23 protein-coding genes are annotated in these 23,888 nt (G+C 61.7%); 10 read left to right on the forward strand and 13 right to left on the reverse strand.

All coding sequences use genetic code 11. The features are described 5' to 3' along the window. Window positions 1-291: 291 nt before the first annotated feature. Entirely contained in the window at window positions 292-585 is a 294-nt protein-coding gene (locus AB4N73_RS24910) for a hypothetical protein (RefSeq protein WP_073471796.1), read from the reverse strand. Window positions 586-830: 245 nt separating this feature from the next. On the opposite strand from AB4N73_RS24910, the gene AB4N73_RS24915 reads away from it, so the two are divergent. The 5 genes from AB4N73_RS24915 (at window position 831) to AB4N73_RS24935 (ending at window position 5,313) form a co-directional block, all read left to right on the forward strand. Next, window positions 831-1,133, forward strand: coding sequence for a MazG-like family protein (locus AB4N73_RS24915; protein ID WP_016771852.1), 303 nt, complete (start codon window positions 831-833; stop codon window positions 1,131-1,133). Next, complete coding sequence (locus tag AB4N73_RS24920) at window positions 1,133-1,882, forward strand: methyltransferase (protein WP_095180904.1); 750 nt, start codon at window positions 1,133-1,135, stop codon at window positions 1,880-1,882. Before AB4N73_RS24915 ends, AB4N73_RS24920 begins: the two co-directional genes overlap by 1 nt. A gap of 12 nt (window positions 1,883-1,894) precedes the next feature. Next, window positions 1,895-2,506 carry a DUF4136 domain-containing protein gene (locus AB4N73_RS24925; RefSeq protein ID WP_056787719.1) on the forward strand — a complete coding sequence of 204 codons (612 nt, stop codon included), beginning with the start codon at window positions 1,895-1,897 and terminating at the stop codon, window positions 2,504-2,506. A 41-nt stretch (window positions 2,507-2,547) separates the two neighbouring features. After that, window positions 2,548-3,105: a DUF4136 domain-containing protein gene (locus AB4N73_RS24930; protein WP_041480657.1), complete on the forward strand. Its 558-nt coding sequence runs from the start codon at window positions 2,548-2,550 to the stop codon at window positions 3,103-3,105. 219 nt (window positions 3,106-3,324) lie between these two features. Next, window positions 3,325-5,313, forward strand: coding sequence for a pilus assembly protein TadG-related protein (locus AB4N73_RS24935; protein ID WP_460142677.1), 1,989 nt, complete (start codon window positions 3,325-3,327; stop codon window positions 5,311-5,313). On the opposite strand, the gene AB4N73_RS24940 is transcribed toward AB4N73_RS24935, so the two are convergent. Both AB4N73_RS24940 and AB4N73_RS24945 read right to left on the reverse strand, forming a co-directional pair. Continuing rightward, entirely contained in the window at window positions 5,298-8,060 is a 2,763-nt protein-coding gene (locus AB4N73_RS24940) for a PAS domain-containing sensor histidine kinase (protein ID WP_460142678.1), read from the reverse strand. The two genes, AB4N73_RS24935 and AB4N73_RS24940, sit on opposite strands and share 16 nt — an antisense overlap. Then, window positions 8,057-8,503, reverse strand: coding sequence for a TadE/TadG family type IV pilus assembly protein (locus tag AB4N73_RS24945; protein ID WP_024011435.1), 447 nt, complete (start codon window positions 8,501-8,503; stop codon window positions 8,057-8,059). The genes AB4N73_RS24940 and AB4N73_RS24945 overlap by 4 nt, the downstream gene beginning before the upstream one ends. 75 nt (window positions 8,504-8,578) lie before the next feature. Here AB4N73_RS24945 and AB4N73_RS24950 point away from each other — a divergent pair, with 75 nt between their 5' ends. From AB4N73_RS24950 to AB4N73_RS24960, 3 genes are all read left to right on the forward strand, one after another. Then, window positions 8,579-9,049: an A24 family peptidase gene (locus AB4N73_RS24950; protein WP_460142679.1), complete on the forward strand. Its 471-nt coding sequence runs from the start codon at window positions 8,579-8,581 to the stop codon at window positions 9,047-9,049. Between the two features lie 106 nt (window positions 9,050-9,155). Beyond that, the gene (locus AB4N73_RS24955) at window positions 9,156-9,935 is read left to right on the forward strand and encodes a response regulator (protein WP_460143611.1); all 780 of its coding nucleotides are present in this window, start codon (window positions 9,156-9,158) and stop codon (window positions 9,933-9,935) included. Window positions 9,936-11,165: 1,230 nt separating this feature from the next. Next, window positions 11,166-11,528, forward strand: coding sequence for a DUF6124 family protein (locus AB4N73_RS24960; protein WP_460142680.1), 363 nt, complete (start codon window positions 11,166-11,168; stop codon window positions 11,526-11,528). A 105-nt stretch (window positions 11,529-11,633) separates the two neighbouring features. Here the strand turns inward: AB4N73_RS24960 and AB4N73_RS24965 are convergent, their stop codons facing one another. From AB4N73_RS24965 to cpaB, 8 genes are read right to left on the reverse strand one after another with little or no spacing between them, the layout of a single operon-like run. Further along, on the reverse strand, window positions 11,634-11,906 hold the full coding sequence (locus AB4N73_RS24965; protein ID WP_460142681.1) for a DUF3613 domain-containing protein: 273 nt from the start codon (window positions 11,904-11,906) through the stop codon (window positions 11,634-11,636). A gap of 9 nt (window positions 11,907-11,915) precedes the next feature. Further along, window positions 11,916-12,638, reverse strand: a complete 723-nt coding sequence (locus AB4N73_RS24970) for a tetratricopeptide repeat protein (protein WP_130929666.1) — start codon at window positions 12,636-12,638, stop codon at window positions 11,916-11,918. A 23-nt stretch (window positions 12,639-12,661) separates the two neighbouring features. Further along, on the reverse strand, window positions 12,662-13,546 hold the full coding sequence (locus AB4N73_RS24975; RefSeq protein WP_252883121.1) for a type II secretion system F family protein: 885 nt from the start codon (window positions 13,544-13,546) through the stop codon (window positions 12,662-12,664). 1 nt (window position 13,547) lies between these two features. Further along, window positions 13,548-14,432, reverse strand: a complete 885-nt coding sequence (locus AB4N73_RS24980; RefSeq protein WP_310219105.1) for a type II secretion system F family protein — start codon at window positions 14,430-14,432, stop codon at window positions 13,548-13,550. Window positions 14,433-14,449: 17 nt separating this feature from the next. Beyond that, window positions 14,450-15,718 carry a CpaF family protein gene (locus AB4N73_RS24985; RefSeq protein ID WP_310219102.1) on the reverse strand — a complete coding sequence of 423 codons (1,269 nt, stop codon included), beginning with the start codon at window positions 15,716-15,718 and terminating at the stop codon, window positions 14,450-14,452. Continuing rightward, window positions 15,715-16,905 carry a pilus assembly protein gene (locus AB4N73_RS24990; RefSeq protein ID WP_252877378.1) on the reverse strand — a complete coding sequence of 397 codons (1,191 nt, stop codon included), beginning with the start codon at window positions 16,903-16,905 and terminating at the stop codon, window positions 15,715-15,717. Before AB4N73_RS24990 ends, AB4N73_RS24985 begins: the two co-directional genes overlap by 4 nt. Further along, entirely contained in the window at window positions 16,902-18,119 is a 1,218-nt protein-coding gene (locus tag AB4N73_RS24995) for a type II and III secretion system protein family protein (RefSeq protein ID WP_460142682.1), read from the reverse strand. Before AB4N73_RS24995 ends, AB4N73_RS24990 begins: the two co-directional genes overlap by 4 nt. Window positions 18,120-18,139: 20 nt before the next feature. Further along, window positions 18,140-19,081: a Flp pilus assembly protein CpaB gene (cpaB, locus tag AB4N73_RS25000; protein WP_256811979.1), complete on the reverse strand. Its 942-nt coding sequence runs from the start codon at window positions 19,079-19,081 to the stop codon at window positions 18,140-18,142. 329 nt (window positions 19,082-19,410) lie between these two features. On the opposite strand from cpaB, the gene AB4N73_RS25005 reads away from it, so the two are divergent. Together AB4N73_RS25005 and AB4N73_RS25010 are read left to right on the forward strand one after the other, a co-directional pair. After that, window positions 19,411-19,626, forward strand: a complete 216-nt coding sequence (locus tag AB4N73_RS25005) for a Flp family type IVb pilin (RefSeq protein ID WP_370593582.1) — start codon at window positions 19,411-19,413, stop codon at window positions 19,624-19,626. Between the two features lie 70 nt (window positions 19,627-19,696). Continuing rightward, window positions 19,697-20,104 (forward strand): response regulator, encoded by a 408-nt coding sequence (locus tag AB4N73_RS25010; protein ID WP_041480644.1) that lies wholly within the window; start codon window positions 19,697-19,699, stop codon window positions 20,102-20,104. A gap of 1,120 nt (window positions 20,105-21,224) precedes the next feature. Here the strand turns inward: AB4N73_RS25010 and AB4N73_RS25015 are convergent. Together AB4N73_RS25015 and AB4N73_RS25020 are read right to left on the reverse strand one after the other, a co-directional pair. Then, entirely contained in the window at window positions 21,225-21,587 is a 363-nt protein-coding gene (locus AB4N73_RS25015) for a DUF6124 family protein (protein ID WP_041479635.1), read from the reverse strand. 521 nt (window positions 21,588-22,108) lie between these two features. Beyond that, window positions 22,109-23,779, reverse strand: coding sequence for a ShlB/FhaC/HecB family hemolysin secretion/activation protein (locus tag AB4N73_RS25020; protein ID WP_256811701.1), 1,671 nt, complete (start codon window positions 23,777-23,779; stop codon window positions 22,109-22,111). Window positions 23,780-23,888 lie beyond the last annotated feature (109 nt).

Genomic DNA, 23,888 nt, shown 5'->3' on the forward strand with positions numbered 1-23,888 from the left:
GCGGGGATTGTAGCGGCAGAAACACCCTCACCCCAGCCCTCTCCCAGAGGGAGAGGGGGCCGATCTTCGTCGCTCTCAAGCGTGAGTTCGACTCGATATTGCAGGTCGGTGGAGAATTTCAAAGCAACGCGGTCAGCTCCCTCTCTCTCCGGGAATGGGAGAGGGAGCCGATCTTAGTCGCTCTCAAGCGTGAGTTCGACTCGATATTCCAGGTCGGCGGAGAATTTCAAAGCAACGCGGTCAGCTCCCTCTCCCTCTGGGAGAGGGCTGGGGTGAGGGGCTTTTGAAGCGCTAGTGAATAATCCAGCTCAACAACCACAACCCCAGCAACAACCAGATGATCCCGGCAATGATCGACGCGTTCATGAATGCCCGGATCGCCGACCACAGCAGCATCAGGCCTACGATCAGGGCGATGATGCTGATGATCGAGGTGTCCATCCCCAGCGTTTGCGCCAGGCCGTCGACAAAGTTGCCGCCGGCGTTGCTGAGCATATTGAACAGGCCACTGAGGCCGTCGACGATAAAGCGGATGATCGAACCGAGTGCCTGGCCGAGCCATTCGAAAAAGCTTTCTACACGCATGTGTGCATCCCTGATGAAAGAGCTGAGCCTTGGGCCACGCCGAGGGCGGCCGAGTTCCCTGCATGATAGAAGGTTTGCCCGGATCATGTGTGGGAGCGAGCCTGCTCGCGAAGGGGGCGTGTCAGGCAAATCCGGTCTGGATGATCCATCGCTTTCGCGAGCAGGCTCGCTCCCACAATAGATCATCTGCGCTGCTTGCCTTCAGCCCGCATCCCCCCGAAGCTATGCGTCTTCAGGAGAGCCCGATGAACCTTGTTGAACTGACCGAACGCCTGCATGCCATTCGCGACCGCAATGACTGGCGGCAATTTCACAGCCCGAAAAACCTCGCCATGGCCGCCAGCGTGGAAATGGCCGAGCTGGTGGAAATCTTCCAGTGGCTGACAGAAGACCAGTCGCGCCAGTTGCCGGCGGACAAGCTCGCCCACGCCGGGCAGGAAGTCGGCGATATCGTCCTGTATCTGTTGCTGCTGTGCAGCGAACTGGGTCTGGACATGAATGAAGTGGTGCGCGCCAAGCTCGCCGACAGCGAACGGCGGTTCAGCTGATGAGCGACCGTCATTTCGACCAGTTGGCCACGCGCTTCGCCGAAAAAATCTACGGCGGCGCCAAAGGCGCGATTCGCCTCGCCGTGTTGCAGGCCGATCTGACCGAGGCCTTGCCGGATCGGCCGCTGCGCGTGCTGGATATCGGCGGGGGCCTTGGGCACATGTCGCTGTGGCTGGCCGAGCGCGGCCATGACGTCACCTTCACCGAGCCGGCTGAGCCGATGCTCGAGGGTGCGCGCCAGCGTTTTGCCGAAGCCGGACACACCGCGACATTCATACAGGCGCCGTGGCAGGAACTGCCCGGTCAGCTCACCGAGCCCTACGATCTGGTGATCTGCCACGCCGTGCTGGAATGGCTCGCCGAACCCCACGCGATCCTGCCGGTGCTGCATCAGTTGACCAACCCTGGCGGCTGGCTGTCGCTGGCGTTCTACAACCGTGATGCGCTGATTTATCGCAATCTGCTCAAGGGCCATTTCAAGAAAATGCGCAAGAACGTCATGGCCGGCGAGAAGCAGAGCCTGACCCCGCAGCAGCCTCTCGACCCACGGGAATTGGCAACGCAACTCGCCGGTATGTGGCAGGTCGAAAGTCAGAGCGGCGTACGGGTATTTCACGATTACATGCCGGTGGAATTCCAGGCCCGCGCCGAACTGGCGGACTTGCTGGAAATGGAACTCGCGCACCGTCGTCACCCAGGCTTCGCCGGGCTTGGGCGTTACTTGCACTGGATCTGCCGGCCGATCTGAGCGGAGCGCGACATGAAAGCTCGATGCGGGTTATTGCTGATAAGTCTGGGGTTGGCCGCTTGCCAAGGCAGCAACCCCTACGTGGCGCAGTCGCGGCCGTTGCCGCCGGCACCGCCGCAAGCCGCCACCACCTTCGACCGCAGCGCCTACCCGGCGCCGCCGCGTGATTACGGGCGCTACCGCAACTGGGCCTGGCGCAACGGGCAGTTGCCGCCGGGCACGGCGTGGGCCGACTCGGCGCAGGTGGCCGAGGCGGTCAGCAACGCCCTCGACCAGCGCGGCTTGCGGCCGATGCGCGACAACCGCCCGGCGGACCTGCTGGTCAGCGCCGATCTGCGTCTGGAGACCCGTTTGCGTCAGGTGCGCGATGATTACGGCTACTACGGTGGATACGGCGGCTATGATCGTTATGGTCGTGGTTACGGCATGTACAACAGCGTGCCGATCGTGCGCACCTATCAAGAGCAGGTCGTAGTGGTGCGGGTCGATCTGTTCGATGCCGGCAATGGTCAGCCAGTGTGGAGCGCCAGCGCCGAAACCGGCACCCAGGGCAATCAGATCGAACGCGCCGATGCGATCCGCGAGGCTGTGGAAAAAGCCATGGCGGCGTATCCTCCCAGCTGACCTGGTGTCAGCAGGTTCATGTCTTCACTCGGAGAAAAATCATGTTCCGCCGTCTCGCTCTACTGGCTGTTGCCGCGCTGCTCAGTGCCTGCGCTGCCAACCAGGTCAATCACGATTTCGACGCCAGCCGCGACTTTGCCGCTTATCGCAGCTGGAGCTGGAAAGACCCGGCCCTGCAATATCGCCCCGATGATCCGCGCATCAAAAGTGACCTGACCGAACAGCGCATCCGCCAGGCGGTGTCCGATCAACTCGATCAGCGCGGTTTGCGCCCGGCTGCTGGCGGCGGCAAAGGTGACCTGAGCGTGCAGACCTACCTGATCGTCGAGGACCGGCAACAGCAAGTGACGACCAATTACGGCGGCGGTTGGGGTGGCCCGTGGAACGGCTACTGGGGCGCGCCGATGTACAACGAAACGCGCAACATCACCTACAAGGTCGCGACCATTCAGATCGACCTGCTCGACGGCAAGGACGGCAAACTGGTCTGGCGTGGCAGCGATGAACAAATGCTCAGCAACCGCCCGAATCCGGCTGACCGCAGCAATGCCATTCGCGAGACCGTCGCACGGATTCTGGCCAACTATCCACCGCGTTGAACCGCTCTGAACCGTCCCTGTGGGAGCGAGCCTGCTCGCGAAGGCGGTGTGTCATTCAGCATTGAATCTTCTGGCACGACGCTTTCGCGAGCAGGCTCGCTCCCACCGTGGCGGTGGTGACAGGAATGGCGCCACGCCAGCACTCTCGACCGACCGCGTCTACACTCTTTTTCATTAACGGAGGTAGCGCTCGGCACTGCGCCGGCAAAGGAGTGCGCCATGTCGCCAGGATCGCAAGGCAACGGCCCGGCCCGGCAACGCGGGGCGATCGGCTTGATGGCAGCCGCCACCCTGAGTCTGGCGCTGGTGATGATGTTGCTGGTGGTCGACAGCGGTCGCTTGTACATGGAACAGCGCAAATTGCAGCGGGTGGTCGATACCGCCGCCCTCGAAGCGGTCAGTCGCGGCGGCAATTGCCTGCCCGGGCTGAGCGCCGCCAGTTATGCCGGGCAAAGTGCGCTGCGCAATGGTTACGTGGTGGACGCCGCCAATACGCTCGTCACCACTTGCGGCACGCTGGCCACCGCTGCCAGCGGTTTGCGCAGTTTCACCGTCGATGCCACGCAATCAAGCGCAGTCAAAGTCGCCGCCAGTCGTACGGTCACCAGCAGTTTTGCTGGTGGTGTGCAGGCGCTGTTCAGCGCCACGCCGGTCAGCCTCAATACCACCCTCAATGCATCGGCAGTCGCGGCCAAACCGCAGCCGACCGTCGCCCAACTGAATATCCGCAGCACCCTCGCCAGCATCGACACGGCGCAGTCGAACATCCTCAATCCGCTGTTTTCCGGGTTGCTCGGCGGCAACGTCAACCTCACGGCGTTGGGCTGGGACGGTTTGCTGCACACCGATATCAACCTGCTCAAATACCTCGATCAACTGGCGATCGACCTCAACGTCGGCGCCGGCAATTACACGCAGTTGCTCAATACCCAAGCGACCGTGACGCAACTGATTCAGGCAGCGGCGACGGTGGTGCAGCTCAACGGCGCAACCGCGCAAGTGGTCACCGCGCTGGGCCAGTTGCAGGTCGCCGCGATCAACGCGGCGCCGGTCAGACTCGGCGAGATCCTGCAACTGCAGACCGGCACTACGGCGGCGGGGCTGGATGCCAATCTGCAATTGCTGCAACTGGTGCAGGGCGTGGTGCAACTGGCCAACAGCAAGAGCGCGGTGGCGGCGACCTTGCCGGTCAACGTGCTGGGGCTGGCCGGTGTCACGGTGCGGGTGAAGGTGATCGAGCCGCCGCAGTTCTCGGCGATTGGCGACCCAGCGCGGGCCAAGGCCGATCCGTTGGGACCGGACCGGATTTATGTGCGCACGGCGCAGGTGCGCACGCTGCTGTCGGTGAATTTGCCGGTGCTGTCCGGCGTTAGCGGATTGACAAGTGCCGTGACGGGGCTGGTTGGCGGATTGACCTCGACGCTCAATGCCGCGCTGAGCCTTAATCTGGTCGCGGTATTGAGCTCGGTTGTCTGCATCGGCTGCCACCAATTGGACCCGCTATTATTGCCATCACCGAAAATCGACATCAGCCTGGATGCCGGCGGGGCGAAAAGTTATGTCACAGATTATCGTTGTCCGGCGGGCTCTACAGGCACCAAGAGCCTGACTGCACATACCGTCACCTCGATCGCTGATCTCAAACTGGGCGAGATCGACGCTGCCCAAGCGTTTTCTTCTTCGGCCATGCCAACGGTTACACCCTTGCCGCTGATCGATCTGGGCATTGCCACATGCTATCGACTGGCCGGTCTCGGCAGTTGCGACCCAGGCAGCCATGTGACCTTCGGCGCCGGTGGCATCGCCCTAAAACTCGACACCAGCGTCGCGCAGACCACGCAGAATCTGCTGTTTTCCAGCACCACTCCCTTCGCCACCCCGGCCAATCTGAAACTGCCGCCGAGCCTGCTGCCGGCCGCGCCGACCAGCAACATCGTCGGCAGCCTGGCAAACACGCTGTCCGGCATCAACCTGATCGTCTACAAACCCGTGGGCAGCAATCCGCTGGGCGCCATCGTCACCGGTGTGGCTTCACTGATCAGCGATGTCAGCAACCGCTTGTTGCCGGTGGTCACCGGTTTGATCAGCCCATTGCTTGATCCGCTGTTGAACAATCTGCTCAAGGGTCTGGGCATCAATCTGATGAACACCGAGGTGGGCGCCAACATGACCTGCGGGCAGACCGGCAAGGCCTATCTGGTGATCTGATCGTCGCTGGCGATCGGCAATTCGATGCAGAACCGTGCGCCCTCCGTGGAGTTGCGCACGCTCAACTGGCCGCCCATGTTGGCGATGATGCCGTAGCTCACCGACAGGCCCAGGCCGGTGCCGACGCCAATCGGCTTGGTGGTGAAGAACGGCTCGAAGATCCGCTCCAGCAAACGCGGATCGATGCCGCCGCCATTGTCCTCGACCCACAGCCGCACGCTTTCCTCGTCACGCTCGGCGTAGATTGAAATCCACGGTTTGAATGCAGGGTCGTGCTCGCGCTTGCCGAGCAGCGCGTCGCGGGCGTTGACCATCAGGTTGATCAGCACCTGCTCCAGCTGATCGACGTAGCCGCGCACCTGCGCCTCGAAGGCAGTTTCGCTGATGCGCAGATCGACACCTTTGCCGCGCATGCCCTCGGCCAGCAGTGACAGGGTGCCTTCGATGGCTTGGGCCGGGTTGAACAATTGTTGTTCGATTTCCGAGCGGCGACCGAACACACGCATGTGGTCGACCACCTTCGCTGCGCGTTGAACCTGAGCGTCGATACGGTTGAGTTTGTCGGTCAGATAATCGACCTGCACATCACCGTTGCCGAGGCGCTTGAGCACGTTGACGATGGCCATGCGCATCACGTTGAGCGGCTGGTTGATTTCGTGGGCGAGGCCGGTGGCCATTTCGCCGAGGGTAGCCATTTTCGCGCTTTGCGTGAGTTGCTGTTGTGAGCGGCGCACCTCGGTGTTGTCGCGGCCCACCGCTTGCACTTCGATCAACTGCCCATGCTCATCGAACACGCCGCGATCCGACCAGACCCACCAGGCGTGTTCGCGTCCGGGCAATTGCAGGCTGATTTCGGCGGTGCTCACTGGCTGTTCCGGGGTCAGTTGGCTCAGGCGCTGCACAAACGCGCCGCGCTGTTCTTCGGACATCCAGCCACCCAGATCAACGCCGGGCAGTTGTTCCGGGGTGCATTCCAGATAAGTCGCCAAGGGTCGGTTGCCAAAGATCAGCGTCAGGTCCGGGCGATAACGGCAGATCATCGCCGGCGAATCCTCTACCAGAATCCGGTAGCGCTCCTCGCTCTGCCGCACCTGCTCGGCGGCAAGCGTCGCGTCGGTGACATCCAGCCACAGGCCCACCGCCTCGACCGGCAGCCCGAGATCATTGCGCAGCAGTTTCGCCTCATCGAGCAGCCAGTGGTACTCGCCACGGCTGTCGCGCAGGCGATAACGCGCACGCACCGAGCCTTCGCGCAGCAACTGGCGGTTGCGCTGGAAATACAGTTCGCGGTCGTCGGGGTGCACGCGCTCGACCAGCGCTGTCGTGTCGCAATCTTCCAGCGTCCAGCCCAGCAAGGGTTGCAGGCTGGCGCTAAAAAAATCCGGAACCAGTGCGCCTTCTGCATAGCGCTGCACGTAGATCACCGCCGGTGAACTGGCAATCAGATTATCCAGCCGCGCATGGGCGGCAGCGGCGCGCTGTTGTTGATTCTGGATGTCGCTGATGTCGAGCATGAACCCGACCAGACGCCGATGCTCACCGGTGGCGCTGACCTGACCCTGAATCCGATACCACGTCGCTGCTGCGCCGACCTCCGCGTGGTGCAGACGCACGCTCAGGGTCAGCGCATCGCCCTGCCATTGCAGGGCGCGCAAACGGCTGCGCAATTCGTCGCGGTCGGCGGGATGAAACAGCGACAGCCAGTCCTCTACCGGCAGCAGGCGATCGCTGAGATTCAGTGCCGAGGCCAGCGTCGGCGCCAGCGCAATCTGCTCTTCGGCACTGATTTCCCACCAGCCAGTGCCGAGCAGGTTTTGCAGGGAATCAAGACGCTCCATCGATTGCACATGGCGCTGCTCGCGCAAGCGGCTGAGCAGCGGTCCGGCCAGCGCACCGGCCAGGGTCAGCCAGTCGCGATCGGTCAGCCATGGCGCCATGTTGTCGACCGTATAAAACCCACAGAGCAGCCACGCGACCACGCCCTGGTCATTGCTGTAGGGCACGGCGAAACCGTTGGCGTTGCCGAACGTGGCCTGCAATCGCGAATGTTCATAGCGGCCCTGCGGGCCGGCGAGGCGTTGCGGTGCGCTGCCGTTGAGGCTGTCCAGCGGCGTGCCCAATGGCTGGCCGTCCTCCCACAGTTGCGGGGCGTCGTGGCCACGAAACTGTTGATGAATCTGCCAGCCCTGGGCCTGTTCATCGAGCAGCGCCACGGCGAGGCAGGGGATGTGCCAGCGCTGGGCGATGGCCTGCAATTGTTCACCAAGCACCGTCGGCAGGCGTGTCAGGCTGCACGTGCGCAGACGGTCGCTGACCTGTGCGGCAAGGGCCTGGCAGGCGTCGCGGTCGCGCGCTTGCTGACGTTCGAGCAACAGGTCGGCGATGTCGAGCAGCTGCAATCGCCAGCCATCCTCCAGCGGCTGCACCCAGCCGCGCAGGTGCAGCGGCTGATCATTCAGGCCGGTGAAATCCAGATCGAGCAATTGCCCGTGCCAGTCCCGCGGCTGGCCTTCGACGCTCAGCAGGCTATGCGGCAGCAGATAGGCGCGAAGCGGCAGCGGCTGACCCTGAGGTTTGTGCTGGGCGAGCAAATGCCGCAGCGGGCCGGCGATCTGCAACACGGCGCCGTTGCCATCCAGATAAAAATGCAGGCCGATCGGCGGCGCGCCGAGGTGGTCCGGCAAGTCGTGGGCTGCGACGGGGGCGCGCTTGAGCAAGCGCCCGAAAAGCTTATCGCCGGCGGTCAAAATTGCAGGCTCGAGCGGGCGGTCAGGTGCGTCGGCAGATTGGGCACCGTGCCGATCCCGGGCAGCACCAGAAACGGCATGATCTGATTGAGCTTGCTCACCGGGTAATTGACGCTGACGGTCAGGGTGCCAGTCCCCGCGTCGTACGCCGCACTGGTGTCGGTGCCGACCACCAGATTCAAGGCCGAGGGCAGCCATTGCAGTTGTTGGGTCAGCGCGGCATTGGCGGTGTTGACCACCACCGTCGAATAGTTCGGCGTGGTCGGGTCCACCGCAACGCTGCGGCGCACCGCCTCAGCGGTGGCCTGGTTGAACGATTGCATCATCACGAAGGGCAGGCCGTAGCTGACCAACCCGTAAAACACTGCGAAAAAGATGATGAACACCAAGGCGAATTCGATCGCCACCGCACCTTTTTGCGACCTGCGAAAGCCGTTTTTCATGCGTGCGTCTACCCTGACAGTCACTGCGTAGTATCAGCATAGAATCATTCAGGCAAAACGGACGGCTTTCAGCGGATGCAGATTTTCCTTGTTCTGATCTGGCTGGCGATCTGCGCCGCCCAAGATGCCCGGCAGCGGCGCATTTCCAACGCTTTGACGTTAGGCGTGGGCGCGCTGGCGCTGGTCTGGTTGTTGGCGACTGGCACTACTTGGCTGGGCGCCAACGCGGCGCAAGGCGGCTGGGCCTGCCTGATCGCTCTGCTGCTGACGCTGCCGGGTTATTTCTTGGGCCGCATGGGCGCCGGCGATGTGAAATTAATGACAGCCCTGGCTCTTGCGACGAACGGCGTATTCGTTCTTGGCGCGTTTATCGGCGCGGGCGTGGCCAGCGTGCTGTGGCTGCTGCTCGCGCCAAAAGTCTGGCCTCATATGGCTCAAGGAGTTAGAGAGCATGTGGGTCATCTGGCTCCGGACAAGTCAAAAAAGCTGCCATTTGCGCCGTTCGTGTTGGTAGGTGTAGTGCTTTCGCTGTACTGGATCACCTGATCGCGGGGTGCCACTAGTCCTATGTACATAGTCGGAAAGTGGGTCTACTTTCAATTCAGGCGAATACGCCACCAAAGTGCAGGAACCGTCAGCGTTGGCCGAGCAAATGGAGTGGTTCGTGAACAAGCCTAATTCGGTAAAAATCCTCGTGGTCGATGATCAGCCGCTGATCGTCGAAGAACTCTGTGAGTTTCTCGAGAGCAGTGGCTACCGTTGCGTGCCGTGCGACTCGAGTCTTGAAGCCATCGAGCTGTTCAGGGCGGACCCGGACATCGGTCTGGTGCTGAGTGATTTGCACATGCCGGACATGGACGGCATCGAGTTGATCCAGGCGTTGCAGCGGCTGGCCGGCAAGCAGCGGGTGTTCGAGGCGATCATGCTCACCGGGCGCGCTGACAAGCAGGATGTGATCAAGGCGTTGCGTGCGGGGATTGCCGATTACTATCAGAAGCCGATTGATCTGGCTGAGTTGCTCGAGGGTGTGCAGCGTCAGGAGCTGGCTTTGCAGGAACGGCAGAAGAATTTGCATCTGGGTCATCTGAATCAGAAGTTGCAGTTTTTGTCCGAGTCGATCGATGACCTTTATCAGGATCTGGACAAGGTGCGGCGCTCGCCCGTGCCGGTGGTGAGTGATGGTGAGCCTGAGTCCGTGGAGATGCCGGTGGTGTTCAGTCAGTTGTCGCCCCGGCAGTTGGATGTGGCGCGGCTGGTGGGCAAGGGGCAGACCAATTATCAGATTGCCTGTGAGTTGGGGATTACCGAGAACACGGTGAAGCTGTATGTGTCGCAGGTGTTGCGGTTGACGCATATGCATAATCGGACGCAGTTGGCTTTGGCCCTTTCGCCCGTTGGATCTGCTGGGCGGCAGCGGGTTACTGCGCATTGACTTGGCGGCCTTTGGGCCGACCATGCTTTGGGTGGTTGGGGTGAATATCCGTTTTTTTTGGTGTCGCTGATTACGGTTCCGCCCTTACGGCGGGTCACTTTTGGCAAACGCCCCAAAAGTAACCAAAAGGTCTTCGCCCTGACGTTCGGCCCGCTCGCTGGGGCTCGGGGTTCCTTCGCTCCGGGATCGATCCTGGCGCAGCGGCTCCGGTTTGCTCCGCTGCACCTACACTCGCTGTGTACGACTGCGTCGTACGGTCGCTGCGCTCCCACGCCCGGATCAATCCCTCCACTCAGCCTGCCGACGGGCTCCCAGATCAAGATCAAAAGCTACTCGAGCTTGCGCTCATTGTTTTGAGTGGTGAAAAGCATGCGGTGTCTGGCTTTTGTTTTGCGCTGGATTCGCCCCTCACCCCAGCCCTCTCCCGAGGGAGAGGGAGCCGATTTGTGGGTTGTTCAAAATTTGTGTTCGACTCGGTTTTTCAGGTCGGTGTACTTCGCCCAAACAACTCGGTCGGTCCCCTCTCCCTCTGGGAGAGGGCTAGGGTGAGGGTGCTTTTGATCTGCTTCAGAATCTGTGTTCGACCCGGTATTTCAGGTCGGTGTACTTCGCCCAAACAACTCGGTCTGTCACCTCTCCCTCTGGGAGAGGGCTAGGGTGAGGGTGCTTTTGATCTGCTTCAAAATCTGCATTCGACTCGGTATTTCAGGTCGGTGTACTTCGCCCAAACAACTCGGTCGGTCCCCTCTCCCTCTGGGAGAGGGCTAGGGTGAGGGTGCTTTTGATCTGCTTCAAAATCTGTGTTCGACTCGGTATTTCAGGTCGGTGTACTTCGCCCAAACAACTCGGTCGGTCCCCTCTCCCTCTGGGAGAGGGCTAGGGTGAGGGTGCTTTTGGTTTTGATTGTTTAAATCTGTGTGTGATTTGCCAGAACCTTCCCACAAGGTTTTCAGGTTGTCCGTCGGACGTCGGGTCACTAGTCTCTGGCTGTCGTCGAATCTTCGGCGATCGGGTGTGAGAACCCTGCTACTTATGGTCATCCAGTATCTGTGCACGCATAATCGCCGCCAGCTTGTCCGCTGTCTGCAATGTGTCATGGCGGCTGTGTGCGGGCAGACTTCGGTCTGGCCGGGTGTCCATAACCGGTATTCTCACCCCGCATACAGTTGCCACCTTTTGCCCCGTGAGAATGGCATTGGGTCGCACCGCAGATTTTGGAGAGCCGTTTTAATGGACAAACTGATCCCAGACCCACCCCCATCCCCCACCACCCCGCTCGAAGACGCCATGCGCGCCGACGATCTTGTGAAAAACCGCGAAGCGATAAAACGCGCGCTCGATTTCTATCTCTGCCCCGAACCCGCAAAACCGCACCCGCCCAGCGCGCTGTTCATGGTGGTGCCCAATGTCGATACCGAAAGCTTGTTGGCGCATGCCTGTGAGTCGCTGACGTCAGCGAGTGCGATGGCGAGTAATTTCGCTGGCGAGTTGAGCGGGTTTCAGCGCAGCACGGCGTTGGCGATTCAGCAGATTGTCATGCTGGCCGAGCTGGCGGTGAATCGGGCGCTGGATCGGGTTGATCCGCAGAGCTGAAACCGCGTTATCGTTCTTCGCGAGCAGGCTCGCTCCCACCGAAAGCACGCGGTCGACTGTGGGAGCGAGCCTGCTCGCGAAGGGGCCTTCAAGGGCACCACCAAACTAATTCTTGCTCTCGATCTTCCCGCCCGCATCCGGATCATAAAAATCCGGGATCTCGTACTGGTATTTCTTCAGCCAGCGCCGCATCGCCAGTTCGCGTTCGGTGGCTGTTGCACTCTGAGGTTTGGGGGAGGCGGCTTTGTTGCGGCTTTGCAGGACCAGCCAGCCTTCGGTTTCTTGCTGCTGCGCAGAAGCAGGGCCGGTGTCGATGGCGTGGGCGCTGAGGGGCAGGGTGAGCAGGGTCAGGTAGCACAGGCCTTTGCGGATGGTCATGGCTGTCTCCTATTCGAGCGTCGGCGGTAACGGGTCGATGAAGGCGGCGACGCGGTCGCCGGGTGTGGCCTTGGCGTGGGCCGGGGCTTTGAGTTTTTCCGCGCGTTGCTGCGCTTCGGTGAATTGTTCCGGGGTCAGTTTCGAGCGGCTGACGATTTCCGCGGCTTGGGGCCAGTCGTTCTGGTAGAGCAGCAGGGTGACCATGTTCAGCGTCGCCAACTGATTGTTCTGGCTCAGTTCGATGGCGGTGAGGAATTCGAATTTAGCCTCGTTGAGGCGCAGTTGGTTGAGGTAGACCACGCCCAGGTCATTGCGGATTTTTTCGTCGGTGGGCGCCAGGCGCGCGGCGCGTTGCAGGTGGGCCTGGGCCTGGCCGTTGTCGCCGCGGGCGGCGTAGACCTGGCCCAGGCCATGTTCGGCCTGGGCGGTGAGGCAGCCGCCGAGCAGGCTGCGGTAGAGCGGCTCGGCTTCGCTGCGACCGAGCAGGCGATAGACCTTGGCTTTGCGCAGGCGCACTTCGCTGAGGTTGTCCGGCAGGCTTTGCAGGTTGGCGAGGCTGGCGTGGAGCTTGCCGTCGCTGGCCAGATCATCGGCGAGGTTCAGCGACAGTTCCTGCTCCGACGTGAGTTTGCTGCAGCTGGACGGCGACAGCAGCGAGGTCCACGGCGCCTGGCCATCCGTGGCGCAGCCGCTGAGCAGCAACAGACTTGCCATGACTATCAGTACTTTCATCAAACGCTCTCCATGAGCCAAGGTCAGTTTGCGAACGCGCGGGCAATGGCGGTGAAGCCCGGGCCGGCCAGTACGATCAGCAGGGCCGGAAACAGAAACAGCATCATCACCACCGACATCTTCGCGGACATTTTCGAGATGTACTCCTGCAGCCGGGTCAGGCGTCGGTCATCGAGTAATTGCTTGAGCGCCAGCAGCGATTTCATCGCACCGCCGCCCTGGTGGATCAGTTGCTGGAGGATCACGCAGGTGTCGGTGAATTCGTCCACCGCGAGCATCACTGCGGTCTTGTTCAGCTCCTGCCCCAGCTCCAGACCGGAGTCGACGCGGCTGAGGATCAGGCGCAGTTCGCTGGTCAGTTCCGGCAGCAGTTTCTGTGCTTCGACGCTGAGCACGCGCAACGCTTGTTCCACCGCCATGCCGGATTCGAAGAGGATGCGCAGCAGCGGTATGAACGTGGAAATTTCCACGGCGATGGCTTTCTGTCGGCGGGCGGCGGCGTAGGCGAGCAGGCGTTTGGGCAGTAGATAGCCGCCGCCCGCAGCGAACATCGGCGCCATCCAGCGGTGACTGGTCTGCGGGAAAAACACTTCCTGCAAAAAGATCGCCAGCCCCAGAGCGAGCAGCGGCGTGCCGATCTGGCAGGCGGCGAAGAGCGCGCGTTCGTTGGCGCGGCGCCAGCCGAGGCGGCCGAGCAGGGTCTGGGTTTCGCTGTCGATGCTCACCGAGCCCCGGCCGAAACGGCTGTTGCCCAGCGCGCGCAGCCAGTGGCCGAAACGGTTCTCCCGGACCAATTGACCGTGCAAGCGCTGATGCACCTGACGCACGCGGCGGCGCTCGGTGAGCAGGTGATTGCCCAGCAATAACAGCGAACCGAGGAGCAACAGCAACGCCGCGAGCCAGACCATCTCAAACGCTCCGCAACATGCGCCACAGCGCCATACTGCCCAACACCTGCAACACGGCGGCGCTGAGCAGCATGGTCTGGCCGCTTTCGTCGTGCCACATGCCGAGCATGTAGCCGGGGTTGGTCAGCATGAAATAGCTCACCAGAATCAGCGGCAGCAAACCCAAAACCCAAGCAGTCATGCGAGTTTCCCCGGTCAGCGCGCGCAACTGCCGCGCGCCCTGGTCGCTCTCGCGGATCAGTTTGATCAGGTTCTCCAGCAGCTCACTGGCGTTGCCGCCGTAGCGGTGGTTGACCTTCAGGCCGAGGGCGAACATACGCAGTTCGTCCTGCTCGTAGAGTTCGGCAAAATCGCTGACGGCGTCAGGCAAGTTCACCCCCAGTTGCACGTTGCGCTGCACCCGGCCCATGGCCGCTTTCAAGGGGTCTTCACTGGCTTCGATGGCGCCCAGGACTGCGTCGCTGAGGGTGCGGCCGGACTTGAGGCTGCGCACGGTGTGGTCGAGCAGTTGCGGCAGTTGTTCGATCATGCGACGGATCCGTTGCCGGTAGCGAATGGCGATGTACAACCGCAACGCCACGGGCGGGACGAGCAACATGATCAGCAAACCAACCCAGCTCCCGAGTAAAAATCCCAGGCCCATCGCCGCCGCCCACAGGCTCAGCCACAGGCCGAAACGCTCGCTCGGCCGACCCAGTCCGGCACGTAAAAACATCCGTTCCAGTCCAACCCACCTGGCCTGCTCGACGGCCAGCTGCGGTTGTCCGGCGGCGAGTCGATTGAGGACTTTTTCCTTCGCGGTCTTGCGCAGCCCTTGCAGGAACAGATAGATCGACAGCCCCAGCAGCATCAGGCAAATGGCGATGAGAATGATCGGTCCCAGCATCTGCGTGCTCCTCGCCGTCAGCCCAGGTGAGCGTCGTGGCGCAGCTTGTCGCCGGCCGGGTTGACCGCTTCGCGCACAAAGCCGAACCCCGTGCGGCGGTCGAGGCGGAACAGGGTGTTGGTGACGTAGACCTCCTCGCGAATGCCGACCACTTCCACCACTTCACTGACGCAGCGCCGGCCATCGGGCATGCGTGTCAGTTGAATGATCACGTCGAGGGCGGCGCAGATCATCTGACGCAGGGTGCGTTCGGCAATCGAGCGCCCGGTCAGGCCGACCAGCGTCTCCAGTCGCAGCAGCGCGTCCTGGGCATTGTTGGCGTGCACGGTGCTCATCGAGCCGTCGTGGCCGGTGTTCATCGCGGTGAGGACGTCGACCACTTCGACGCCCCGGATCTCGCCGAGAATGATCCGGTCGGGACGCATGCGCAGGGCGTTGCGAATCAGGTCGCTGGCCTTGACCTCGCCATGGCCCTCGGCATTCGGCGGGCGGGTTTCCAGGCGCACCACGTGCGGGTGGCCGAGTTGCAGTTCGGCGACGTCTTCGATGGTCACCAGCCGTTCGTGCGGGTTGATCAACTGGCTGAGGATGTTCAGCAGCGTGGTCTTGCCGGTGCCGGTGCCGCCGCTGATCAGGATGTTGCAGCGCTTGCCCACGGCGTTCTGCAGGAATTCGAAAATCGCCAGATCGATGGTCTGCATCGCCATCAGGTCGGTGCTCTTGAGCATGTCCTTGCGGAACTTGCGGATCGACAGGCACGGGCCGTCGAGGGCAATCGGCGGGATGATCGCGTTGACCCGGCTGCCGTCCGGCAGGCGCGCATCGACCATCGGCGAGGACTCATCGAGGCGGCGCCCGAGCGGCGCAAGGATGCGTTGCATGACCCGCTCGACGTGATGCGCATCGATAAAACGCAGATCGCTTTGATGCAATACGCCGTCGCGCTCGATGAACACCCGGTGCGGGCCGTTGACCAGAATTTCCGTCACCGACGGGTCACGCAGCAGGACTTCCAGTGGGCCGAATCCGGTGAGTTCGTCGACGATTTCTTCGCCGAGGCGCTCCATTTCGTAGCGCGAGATCGCCAGGTGCAAACGCGCGATGTATTCGGCGACCTTGTCGGTGACGAACTGCGCCAGTTGCTGGCGCGAACCTTCCAGCAGGTTTTTCCCCGACTCCTCGATGGCGTCGATGATGTAGCGGTGCAGGACCAGTTTCAGGCCTTCGTGATCGCTGTTGCCGATCGCTCCGTGCGATGTTGCGCCAAAGAGTTTTTCTGCGCTCATGAGTGGCCTCGCAGACGGTCGAACCAGGTGACTTTCGGTTTGTTCAGGCCTTCGGAGCGTTTCGCCAAGCGCTCGCCGAGGGTGCGCAGGCTCTGGGTGAGTTTCTCCCGGGGCGCCAGTTCGAACAGGCTGACGCCCTGGTTTTTCGCGTTCAGGCGCACATCGGGACTAAAGGCCAGCACGGCGATGACTTCCAGATTGAAGGTCTTGCCCAGGGTCTCGGCATCCGGCGCGACGTTGCTCAGGTAGCGATCGATCAGCAAGCGCCCGTGCTCGAGTTTCATGCCTTTATCGCGCCACTGGTTAAGCACGGCGAGGTTGCGTCGGCAGTTGAGTACGTTCTGGTCGGTGTACCACAGCAGTTTGTCGCAATGGCTGACGAAGGTGCGCAACGCCTCACTGTCGGCCTGCCCGGCGAGGTTCACGACAATGTGCTGGAAGTGCTGGCGCAAGGCGCTGAGCAGCATGTACAGCTCGGCGGCGCTGGTGGTTTCCAGCGGCTCGTCAGTGATGGCGTAGGCAAGAATGCGCAGGCCGTGGTCGGCGCTGGTGAAAGCGCTGTCGATCAGCGTAGCGTCGAGCCGGCGCAGATGGCGCAGGGCGTCGCCGAAGTGAAACGAGCTCTCCAGCCCCAACAGCGCGAGGCTGTCGCCACGGGGCAGGCCAAGGTCGAGCAGCAAGGTTTGCTGGCCGCTCTTCTGCACCACCATGGCCATGTGATTGGCGAGCAAGGCACCGTCGGAGCTGCTCTGCACGCCGTACATCACGGTAAGCCCGCCCAGCTGCGTGTTGGGAGTGACGGCGGGCAGGCGTTTGCCCAAGCGCCGCACCAGCCCGGCGACTTCGCTTGAACGTGAGCCATAGGCGACGAAATCCCGTGCACCGGCGCGCATCGCATTGAGTACGAGCTGATTGTCCATGCCGTCGCCGAGGGCGACGATTGCCAGCATCGGCTTGGCTTCCAGCGCACCTTCGATCAGCGCACTTTGCGCCACGACATGCTCGCGATCGAGACCGACGAAGACCAGATTGGCGAACGTCACATCGACCAGTGCGAGCAGTTCGTCGAGGCTGCCGGCACCGGCGCTGACCACCTGGCCCAGTGGCGCGAGTGCGCTTTGCAGCCATTCCAGATCGGTGCTGTTGCGGGTGATGGCGAGGAAGGTCTGACTGAGATTCTGGCTCATTGCGACAACCCGCTGCGCTTGTCGAAGTTACCGTTCTCGAGGAAGAACATGCGATAGAAATTCGGGTCGTAATTGCGCAGTTTCTCCCCCGGCAATGACGGCAGTCGCGCGTCCGCCGCCAATGGCTGGACCAGATGCGGGGTGACGATCATCAGCAGTTCGCGCTCTTCGCGTTTGATCTGCGAACCCTTGAAAAACGCCCCGAGTATGGGGATGTCGCCAAGGCCGGGAAACTTGTTCACCTGCGAACTGTTGCTGGTGCTGATCAAACCGCTGATGACAAAACTTTCGCCATCACCCAGCGACACGCTGGTATCGGTGCGGCGGATGGTCAGCGCCGGAACGGTGGTGCCGGCGATGTTCACCGCGTTGGCAAAATCCAGTTCGCTGACCTCCGGGGCGACCTTCAGCGCGATGCGGTCGCGGCCGATGATGGTTGGCGTCAGGGTCAGGCGGATGCCGAATTCCTTGTACTCGATCGACACGCTGTCGCTGCCGGAACTGGGCACCGGAATCGGGATTTCCCCGCCGGCCAGGAAGCTCGCACTCTGCCCGTTCAACGCCACCAGACTCGGCCGCGCCAAGGTGTAGGCGAAGCCGCTGGTTTCCAGGGCGTTGATGATCGCCATGGTCTTGCCGCCGACCCAGGAGAAATTGAACAGCGAGTTATCCACCGGCAGGCGCGGCTGCGGCACGCCGTCGATCGGTGGCAGCGTGCCGGGCGAACCGAACAGGAAATTGCCACGCGTGCCGATCAGCGACGCCGTGGCTTCCTTGAGTTTGGTGCGGCTGACTTCGACGAAGCGGATGTCGGTCTGCACCTGCGATGGCAGGGTCGGATCGTCGGACGGCACGCTGCTGGTCAGCGCCGTGGTCGCCGCACCCTGGACGAAGACCATGGCTTGCTGCGGCTGCGCCGAGCAGGCGGTCCAGACCATCAGGCTGGTCGCGCCGGGGCCGACACCCGTGAGCAGAAAGGACGAACCGCCATTGGCATGCACGTCGGCAATTTTCGGATCGCCCACTGCCAGCCGAGTGATTGCCACCGGTGACTGCATATCCTGCTGGAAGCCTTCACCGATCTCGATCACCGAGGGCAGGCGCGGCAGTGCCGAGCAATTGCCCACCGCCGCGAGGGCGCTGTCCATCGTCAATCCCAACAACAGCAAGGCCCGGAGCGCCGGTTTTAATGTCGGTCTGAGTCGACTCTGCATGCACGTGAATCCTTGCGCAGTCATGGGGTTTGTTGGCTGATCTGGTTGCCGCGAATGATTTCCACCGCAGGCCTGGGCGCCGCGCCGGCACTGGCGGTGGCAGGTGCTTTTTGCGCGCTGCCCAGGGCGAGTTGAGTGAACTGGAAAAGCTGGCTATTGGCCCGATCCAGGTGCGCGGGCGATTGCGCTTCGCCGGCCCAATATTTGGCCAGCCGCTGTTCTTCGCTGCTGCGCACCGCGAGGCGCAACGTGCCGACTTGAGTGGCCAGCATCAGACGACTGAGCAGTTGTTCCGGCACCGCCAGCACCACGGTGCGTGCGGCGATGCGGCGTTGGTCCTGTTTGATTTTTTCTTCGGCGCTGAGGCTGGGCGATGCCGGTTGGCCGTCATTGGTCAGGCCGTACTGATCGCCGATTCCGAGCACGCGCAAGGCAGGAACGGCGATCTGCGCCGACTGCTGCAGGTTGCTCGCGTCCTCGCGCAGATACAGCAGCACATCAACGTAATCGCCCGGCAGCAATTGCCCGGCGCCACCGATCACTTCGTCAACGGCCACGGTCAGCGCGCGTTCGTCGCGGCGAATCATCCGCGCCAGCGCACCGCCGGCCTGGAAGCTTTCGTCATTGAGCCAGGTGCCAGTGCTGAGGTGGCGCCAAGGCGTGCGGCCGACAGCTTGTTCGATGCTGCTGAGGCTGCCGGCCGGTGCGCTGCGCAGTTTTTCCACGGTTACATCGGCGGCGGTCAGCGGCGTGAACGGCGCTACATCGTGGAGCAGCACCACCACCGGTTGGCGGGTCTGGTCTTCGGCAATCGCGACAGTCTGTTCAATGCTGACCGCTGGGGCGACGGGCGCCTCGGCGACCGGGGCCGGCTGACGACTGAGCACCAGCCCCCAGTAACCGACAAAAACCGCGCCGAGCAACAGCAACGCGGCTAGGCCCATGGTGACGCGACTGTTCATGACGGCTCTCCCTTTCCTGCTGCACAACCGACTGCATTTGCTTGCGAAAGGCGGACTGAATCGGCAGCTATGAACATGCAACTATTTCGCTATTTCCAAGCTAGCTGATCCAAGCAAAAGCGCCATTAGTGACAGGCAAAATAACCGTACCAAAGTGTGAGTCTGGCCGGTTAACAGCGGGAAATGGCCGAGACACGTTGGGATTAATGCTTTGTGATTAATGCGTTCTTACAGTTGTTGGGCGGGGGTTTGTTGACAATGCTCAGGTGGCACGGTGGAACCTTGCCGCGGTGGTGATGTCGGCGCCAGAGGCGCGAAGGAGTGGACCTATGTTTCGTATGACTTTTGATTATGTGATCGCCAAGGCTCGCGCGTTTGCCCGCAGTGAAGAGGGTGCTTCGGCGATCGAGTATGCGATTGTGGTGGCGATGGTGGCTGTGGTGGTTGTGGCGTTCGTCACTCCGCTTGGAGACAGGGTATTGGCGATCTTCAACAATATTCTGACCTCGCTCGATGGTACGGCTGTGACTCGGCCAACGCCCTGATCTTGTGAACACTGCACCTGGCTGATATCGCACTACACTGGATTTACCTTTCAGTATTCAGGTATTGCCTATGAACGCGTCTTCGTCGCCCCGCCAACAACTGCTTCTGGTTGATGATGAAGAAGACGCGTTGCTGGAGTTGGCGGAGTTGCTGGAGGGGGAGGGGTTTGTCTGTCATACCGCGACGTCGGTGAAGCTCGCGCTGCATCATCTGACCCGGCATCCGGATATTGCTTTGGTGATTACTGATCTGCGTATGCCGGAGGAGTCGGGCATGTCGCTGATCAGGCGGTTGCGTGAGCATACGTCGCGGGCGCATTTGCCGGTGATTGTGATGTCGGGGCATGCGGATATGGAGGATGTCAGCGATATGTTGCGGTTGCAGGTACTGGATCTGTTTCGCAAGCCGATTTATCACGTCAGGTTGTTGGAGACTCTCGATAATCTTTTTCCCAAGCCTAAGGTTCAGGGTGGGTGAACTCGGCGGCCTTTGGGCCGACCGTGTTGGTGGGGTTTTGGGTGAATATCCGTTGCTTCGGGTGCTGCGGCTGGCGGTTTCGCCTGACGGCGACTTACTTTTTTACAAGCGCCTAAAAAAGTAAGCAAAAAACGCTAGCTCCTGCGTTCGGCCCTCGCAGGCTCGGGTTCCTTCGCTCCGGGACTGATCCGGGCGCAGCGGCTCCGGTTTGCTTCGCTGCACCTCCTTCCGCTGTGTCTGGCTGCGCCAGACGGTCGCTACGCTCCCACGCCCGGATCAATCCCTCCGCTCAGCCTTCCGACGTCGCCGGTGGATCAAGATCAAGATCAAGAGCACTCGAGCTTGCGCTCATTGTTGAGTGGGGCGGCTTCGCCGCGGGCAGCTGCGCTGCTTTGCTTTTGGGAGCGAGCCTGCTCGCGAAAGCGGCTTGGCAGCCGACCCATTTCTTCCTGATTTACATCAATCCTGTGGGAGCTGGCTTGCCAGCGAAGACGGTCTGCCTGCCGACCTGTTTCTCACTGATGTACTCGATTCAAACTGTGGGAGCGAGCCTGCTCGCGAAGGCGGCCTGGGAGCCGACCCATTTCTTCCTGATTTACATCAATCCTATGGGAGCTGGCTTGCCAGCGAAGGCGGTCTGCCTGCCGACCTGTTTCTCGCTGATGTACTCGATTCAAACTGTGGGAGCGAGCCTGCTCGCGAAGGCGGCCTGCCAGCCGACCAATTTCTTCCTGATGTACATCAATCCTGTGGGAGCGAGCCTGCTCGCGAAAGCGCCCTGCCAGCCGACCTGTTTCTCACTGAACACCCACGATCAAAACTGTAGGAGTGAGCCTGCTCGCGATTGCGCCCTGCTAGCCGACCATTTTCTTCCTGATGTACATCAATCCTGTGGGAGCTGGCTTGCCAGCGAAGGCGGTCTGCCTGCCGACCTGTTTCTCGCAGATGTACTCGATTCAAACTGTGGGAGTGAGCCTGCTCGCGATAGCGCCCTGCCAGCCAACCCATTCCTGCCTGATGTACATGAATCCTGTGGGAGCTGGCTTGCCAGCGATGGCGGCCAGTCAGCCAACAACGCTCTGCCTGTCTCACCACCTTCGCAACCAGCCTCTTGCTCTTGTCACTCCGGCACGAGCCTGTCCAGTACGCGGTTGACCGCCAGTTCGCCCAGCATGATCACCTGTTGTATCCCCAGCAGGGAGCTGCGCTGCGGTCCATCGATAAATCCGGCGAGGTCGCTGGCCATGATGCTCGCCGAGGCCAGTGATTCGCAGGCATGGACCAACAGGGTTTCGTTGTCCGCAGCCGGGTCGACGATGAACAGGGTGCTGGGTTTGCGCGGTGCGGCGGGGTCTTTGATGAGGCGGGGGTTGAGGTAGTAATCGATGGCGCGGTCGGCGGCTTCCTTGAGTTTTTGCGCTTCGACGAGCGGGTCGGCGAAAGTCGGATCGGCAAGGGGTGGATCGGGCGTTATCTTTTTCACGGGCTCAGTCTCCTTGTGGAGTAAGGGCCGCAACCTCTCGCTGCTAAACGATAAGGGTGGCAGCTGGACGCAGGTTAGCAGACCGATGAGCCACGAAATCGGCGCGCCCGAGGGCGCCCTGCGCACAGCCGCCATCAAGCACAGGAATGTATTCCAGACTGATAGAACTGGTGCAACGTGGTATCGGCGAGCTGCTAAACCCGACCACTGATGAGCAGTGGCAGGCAAACGATAGAACCCGCGCCCCAGGCGCACAAGCCGGCGGATTCTGGCGTAGCCGTAGGCAACGGCGCAAGGATTTGTGGGCTGTTGCGAGGTAACGGGGCGTGTGTTTAAACGGCTGGTTTAAAGCGCTGCGATAAATCGGTTGAATAGCCGAACGCTTTCGCGAGCAGGCTCGTTCACACAGGGACGGCGGTTGTACTCAGCAACCATGAACACCGCCGAATCTGTGGGAGCGAGCCTGCTCGCGAAGGCGGTGCGTCAGTCAAAAAAATCCTGACTGACACACCGCTCGGCCATCACAGCTGATAACTGAAACTGATGCTGTACCGAGGCTTGCGATTGAACGTATCCAGTGCTTCATCCGACATCGCCTTCGCCACTTCCAGCGCCACGTTGTAATACTTGGCATCACCAAAGCGCAGCCCGACGGCGGTCGATGACAGGTTGTTGGCCTGCACCGGCAGTTGGTTGAACCAGCTGCGCGAGCGGTCGACAACGACGTAGGGTTGCAGGATGCGCACCCAGTTGCCGTCGCGGTTGAAGCTGTAGTTGACCTCGTAGGCCACGCCCCAACCCTTGTCGCCCGAGGCCTGGTCGTCGGGGTAGCCACGGCCGAAGTTCTGCCCGCCGAACACGGCGCGTTCGCTGTCGGGCAAGGTGTCGTCGCTCCAGTACAGCGCCGCCGAGAGCACGCCTTGCCAGTTGTCGAGGAACTTGTCGCTCTGCACGCCGGACAAGCGCACGCGGAAAAAATCCAGGTCGATGTCGTCGTAGTTGGTGTGTGCGCCGAGGCTGTCGAAGCCCTGGTAGACGCCGGCACTGAGGATGCGCAGTTGGCGGGCGTCGGCCTTGCGCCAGTCGCCTTCGAAAGCCAGGGCGCGGACATCGGTGCGCAGTTCGGTGCTGAAGGGAAAGTTGATGCCGTCGTAGCGCGTCTTGTCATCGACCGCATACAGACGTGAGCCGGCCGTCAGCAGCTCGTTGGCGGAGGCGATCAAGGGCGTGCTGAAGCCGATCGAGTAGCGATCGTTCTCGCGGTGGGTACTCAGGCGTCCGCCACCGCCGACCAGCACGTCGGTGTCCGGGTCGGCGCGGTAACGCGAGGCCGAGACGTTGAGTTGCGTGCCTTCGGTATCGAGGAACTGGCTGTAGTCGAGACGGTAGTAATGCTCTTTGTCGTCGCCCGGTGGGAACAGGCCGCTGAGGCTCAACTGTTCGCCCATCGAGGTCTGCGAATTGCTGCTGACACCGAGCAACGCCTGCGGGCCGTTGCGGTTGTCTTCGGTGGTGCTCAGGGTGCTGGTGAACGGTTTGCGACTGGCCTGGGCAACCAGGGTGGTCGCGCCATCGGTGGTGCCCGGTGGCGGCACTTGCGCTTGGATGGTCACGCCAGGAATACGGCTCATCAGCGTGGTGTAGCGCTCGAAGGTCTTGCGCGTCAGCGGGCGTTCGGCCTGGATTTTCGCGGCGAGTTTATCGAGCAGGCCTTTGACCCGACCGATGTCGCCCTGCATCTGGATATCGCGCACATAGCCCTCGACCAGCACCACGCGGGCCACGCCGTCATCGAAGTTCTGTTGCGGCAGGAACGCGTAGGACAACAGATAGCCGTCCTGCTGATAGCGACGGGTGATGTTGCGCGTGGCTTCGATCAGTTCGGCAAGGCTGGCCTGACGGCCGATCAGGGGCTTGTAGATTTCCGCGAGTTCGTTGAGCGGGTAAATCGTGCCGCCTTCGATCTGCACGGTCTTGAGGTTGACCTTGGTTTCCATCAGCAGTGGCTGTGCGGCGGTCGCACCCGGGTCCGGCACTTGCAGCGGCGCCGCGCTCGGGCGATAGGCGTCGGCGGGCAGGTTGGGAACGGGCAGGTTGCGGATGGTTTCGTTGCTGTTGAGAAAGCTGGGCAAGGTGTCGGCGAGGGCAGCGGAACTGAGGCTCAGGCACAGCAGGGATGCCAGTACGCGCATAGGACACTCCATGGTCAGAACACAGCACAGGGCAGATTTTTCCGTAGAAAAAAGGCGGAAGACTCGTGGGAATCTTCCGCCCTCAACCAAGCGTAGGCGCTGTAGGTAA

Source organism: Pseudomonas sp. S3_B08, from assembly GCF_054667725.1.

Coding starts and splice junctions, on each gene's coding strand:
- AB4N73_RS24910 (WP_073471796.1), bottom strand. CDS start 585: ATGCGTGTAGAAAGCTTTTTCGAATGGCTCGGCCAGGCACTCGGTTCG.
- AB4N73_RS24915 (WP_016771852.1), top strand. CDS start 831: ATGAACCTTGTTGAACTGACCGAACGCCTGCATGCCATTCGCGACCGC.
- AB4N73_RS24920 (WP_095180904.1), top strand. CDS start 1,133: ATGAGCGACCGTCATTTCGACCAGTTGGCCACGCGCTTCGCCGAAAAA.
- AB4N73_RS24925 (WP_056787719.1), top strand. CDS start 1,895: ATGAAAGCTCGATGCGGGTTATTGCTGATAAGTCTGGGGTTGGCCGCT.
- AB4N73_RS24930 (WP_041480657.1), top strand. CDS start 2,548: ATGTTCCGCCGTCTCGCTCTACTGGCTGTTGCCGCGCTGCTCAGTGCC.
- AB4N73_RS24935 (WP_460142677.1), top strand. CDS start 3,325: ATGTCGCCAGGATCGCAAGGCAACGGCCCGGCCCGGCAACGCGGGGCG.
- AB4N73_RS24945 (WP_024011435.1), bottom strand. CDS start 8,503: ATGAAAAACGGCTTTCGCAGGTCGCAAAAAGGTGCGGTGGCGATCGAA.
- AB4N73_RS24950 (WP_460142679.1), top strand. CDS start 8,579: ATGCAGATTTTCCTTGTTCTGATCTGGCTGGCGATCTGCGCCGCCCAA.
- AB4N73_RS24955 (WP_460143611.1), top strand. CDS start 9,156: ATGGAGTGGTTCGTGAACAAGCCTAATTCGGTAAAAATCCTCGTGGTC.
- AB4N73_RS24960 (WP_460142680.1), top strand. CDS start 11,166: ATGGACAAACTGATCCCAGACCCACCCCCATCCCCCACCACCCCGCTC.
- AB4N73_RS24965 (WP_460142681.1), bottom strand. CDS start 11,906: ATGACCATCCGCAAAGGCCTGTGCTACCTGACCCTGCTCACCCTGCCC.
- AB4N73_RS24970 (WP_130929666.1), bottom strand. CDS start 12,638: ATGAAAGTACTGATAGTCATGGCAAGTCTGTTGCTGCTCAGCGGCTGC.
- AB4N73_RS24975 (WP_252883121.1), bottom strand. CDS start 13,546: ATGGTCTGGCTCGCGGCGTTGCTGTTGCTCCTCGGTTCGCTGTTATTG.
- AB4N73_RS24980 (WP_310219105.1), bottom strand. CDS start 14,432: ATGCTGGGACCGATCATTCTCATCGCCATTTGCCTGATGCTGCTGGGG.
- AB4N73_RS24985 (WP_310219102.1), bottom strand. CDS start 15,718: ATGAGCGCAGAAAAACTCTTTGGCGCAACATCGCACGGAGCGATCGGC.
- AB4N73_RS24990 (WP_252877378.1), bottom strand. CDS start 16,905: ATGAGCCAGAATCTCAGTCAGACCTTCCTCGCCATCACCCGCAACAGC.
- AB4N73_RS24995 (WP_460142682.1), bottom strand. CDS start 18,119: ATGCAGAGTCGACTCAGACCGACATTAAAACCGGCGCTCCGGGCCTTG.
- cpaB (WP_256811979.1), bottom strand. CDS start 19,081: ATGAACAGTCGCGTCACCATGGGCCTAGCCGCGTTGCTGTTGCTCGGC.
- AB4N73_RS25005 (WP_370593582.1), top strand. CDS start 19,411: ATGTTTCGTATGACTTTTGATTATGTGATCGCCAAGGCTCGCGCGTTT.
- AB4N73_RS25010 (WP_041480644.1), top strand. CDS start 19,697: ATGAACGCGTCTTCGTCGCCCCGCCAACAACTGCTTCTGGTTGATGAT.
- AB4N73_RS25020 (WP_256811701.1), bottom strand. CDS start 23,779: ATGCGCGTACTGGCATCCCTGCTGTGCCTGAGCCTCAGTTCCGCTGCC.